Origin of the sequence: Ralstonia sp. TCR112 (genome assembly GCF_007997035.1) — a bacterium.
Lineage (GTDB): Bacteria > Pseudomonadota > Gammaproteobacteria > Burkholderiales > Burkholderiaceae > Ralstonia > Ralstonia edaphi.
Window position 1 is genome coordinate 1 of sequence record NZ_VOSS01000141.1, and the last position, 2,551, is coordinate 2,551.

The following is a 2,551-nucleotide window of genomic DNA, read 5'->3' on the forward strand; positions in this document are numbered from 1 at the left end:
CAACGTCGGTGCCACGGCCACGGGCTGCATCCGCCCCGAGCGCATGCGCCTGGCCGAGGGCGCCTCCGCCGCCGGCAACGCGATCACCGGACAGACGCGTGGGCTCGTCTACTTTGGCGACCACGTGCGCATGCGCTGCGCCCTGCCCGACCAGCCCGAATGTTTCGTGAAGGTGCCGCTGGGCACGCGCGCGCTCGAAGGCTTCGCGCCCGGCGCGCCGATCCAGCTGGAGTTCGCACCGGAACACCTGCGCGTTTTTGCATGACGCATGCGGGCAGCCCTGCCCGCATGCCACGACCACACGTTGTACCCACACGCCAATAAGAGGAGCCAGGAATGAAACACACCACAAAGACGCGTCTGTCCGTGCTTGCCGGCGCGTTCGCCATTGCATTCGGCGCGCATGCAGCGGAAATCACCGTCGTGAACTTCGGCGGCGCCAATGGCGACGCGCAGAAGGCCGCGTTCAACAAGCCGTTCGAGGCGCAGACCGGCAACAAGGTCACCGTGGTCGAGTACAACGGCGAGCAGGCCAAGATCAAGGCCATGGTCGAAGCCAAGCACGTCAACTGGGACGTGGTCGAAGTGGAATCGGGCGACATCGGCCGCGGCTGCGATGAAGGCCTGTTCGAGAAGCTCGACTGGAGCAAGATCGCCAAGAAGAGCGATCTGATCCCCGAGTCGCCGAGCACCTGCGGCGTGGGCTTCTTCGTGTGGTCGACCGCGATGGCGTACAACGCCGACAAGCTCAAGACCGCCCCGACCGGCTGGGCCGATTTCTGGGACGTGAAGAAATTCCCGGGCAAGCGCGGCATGCGCAAGGGTGCGCGCGGCAACCTGGAATTCGCGCTGATGGCCGACGGCGTGCCCGTCAAGGACGTCTACAAGGTGCTCGCCACCAAGGACGGCCAGAACCGCGCGTTCAAGAAGCTCGATCAGCTCAAGCCGAACATCCAGTGGTGGGAAGCCGGCGCGCAGCCGCCGCAGTTCCTGGTGGCGGGTGACGTGGTGATGTCCACCGCGTTCAACGGCCGTATCGACGCTGCACAGCGCGAAGGCAAGAACCTGAAGGTGGTCTGGAACGGCAGCATCTACGACCTGGACTACTGGGCTATCCCCAAGGGCACGCCCAACAAGGCGCTGGCCGAGCAGTACATCGCTTACACGCTGTCGCAGAAGCCACAGCAGGAATACGCCAAGCACATCGCGTATGGCCCGGCCAACGTGGCGGCCATCAAGGCGCTCGACGCCAAGACGCAGGCCAACATGCCGAACTCCCCGGAGAACGCCAAGAACGCCGTGCTGCAGAACCTGCAGTTCTGGACTGACCATGGCGACGAGCTGGAGCAGCGCTTCGCCTCGTGGGCGTCGAAGTAACCGCATCGCGGTGTAACGCAGTGACCGCGCGGATGCCCTGCCCCTTCGGCAAGGCATCCGCCGGATGAATTCCCGTAGCGATGGCGAGGCAGCATTGAACACCATGACGATCGCGGCTGAATCGGTTCCTGATTCGACGGCCAAACTCAAACGCGAATTGAAGAGCGCTGAGGCGCGCAGGCGTGCCATGGCCCTGGCGCTGGTGGCGCCGCTCGCCATCTTCCTGCTGCTCATCTTTGTCGTGCCGATCGGCGCCCTGCTCACACGCGCCGTGCAGAACCCGGAGGTAGCCGACGCGCTGCCCAAGACGGTCATCGCCCTGAAGGACTGGGACCGCAAGAGCCCGCCGGCCGACGCCGCCTACGCCGCGCTCGCCGCCGACCTCACGACGGTGAGCGAAGGCGAAGCGATGGGCGCACTGGCTCGCCGCCTCAACACCGAAATCCCGGGCTTCCGCTCGCTCGTTGCCAAGACCGCGCGCGCCATGCCACTGGCCGATGACCAGGGCAAGGCACTGACGCTCACGCCCGGCCAGACCCGCGCCAAGCTCCTCGAACTCGACGAGCGCTGGGGCGATGTCACGTACTGGCAGGCCATTGCCAAGAACAGCAGCCGCACGTCGCCGTTCTACCTGCTGGCCGCGCTGGACCACCGGCAAGATGCCTTCGGCCACATCGAAGCGACCGACCCAGACGAGCAGATCTACGTGACGGTGTTTATCCGCACCTTCGTCATCAGCGCGATGGTGACGCTGTTCGCACTGCTGCTGGGCTATCCGCTGTCGTACTGGATCGCCTCGCTGCCCGAGCGCCGCGCCAACCTCGTCATGGTGATGGTGCTGATCCCGTTCTGGACGTCCATCCTCGTGCGCGTGGCGGCGTGGATCGTGCTGCTCCAGACCGAAGGCCTGATCAACCACGGCCTGATGGACCTCGGCATCATCAAGGAGCCGCTGGCGCTGCTGTTCAATCGCGTGGGCGTGTACATCTCGATGACGCACATCCTGCTGCCGTTCATGATCCTGCCGCTGTACAGCGTGATGAAGTCGATCCCGCCCACGTACCAGCGCGCGGCCGTGTCGCTGGGCAGCCATCCGTTTGCCGCGTTCTGGCGCGTGTATGTGCCGCAGACGTACCCGGGCATCGGCGCCGGCGCGCTGCTGGTGTTCATCCTG

The 2,551-nt window shown here is 65.4% G+C and carries 3 protein-coding genes; all 3 read left to right on the top strand.

The features are described 5' to 3' along the window. A partial coding sequence (locus FUT88_RS24265) for a TOBE domain-containing protein (protein WP_147219027.1) occupies positions 1-265 on the top strand: 265 nt, incomplete at its 5' end. Positions 266-336: 71 nt separating this feature from the next. Further along, the gene (locus FUT88_RS24270; protein WP_147219029.1) at positions 337-1,377 is read left to right on the top strand and encodes an ABC transporter substrate-binding protein; all 1,041 of its coding nucleotides are present in this window, start codon (positions 337-339) and stop codon (positions 1,375-1,377) included. A gap of 103 nt (positions 1,378-1,480) precedes the next feature. After that, positions 1,481-2,551 (top strand): ABC transporter permease (locus FUT88_RS24275; RefSeq protein WP_147219031.1); only part of this gene is annotated, 1,071 nt, incomplete at its 3' end.

Excerpts from the sequence above, each read along its gene's own strand:
- FUT88_RS24270 (WP_147219029.1), top strand. The coding sequence starts at position 337 with ATGAAACACACCACAAAGACGCGTCTGTCCGTGCTTGCCGGCGCGTTC.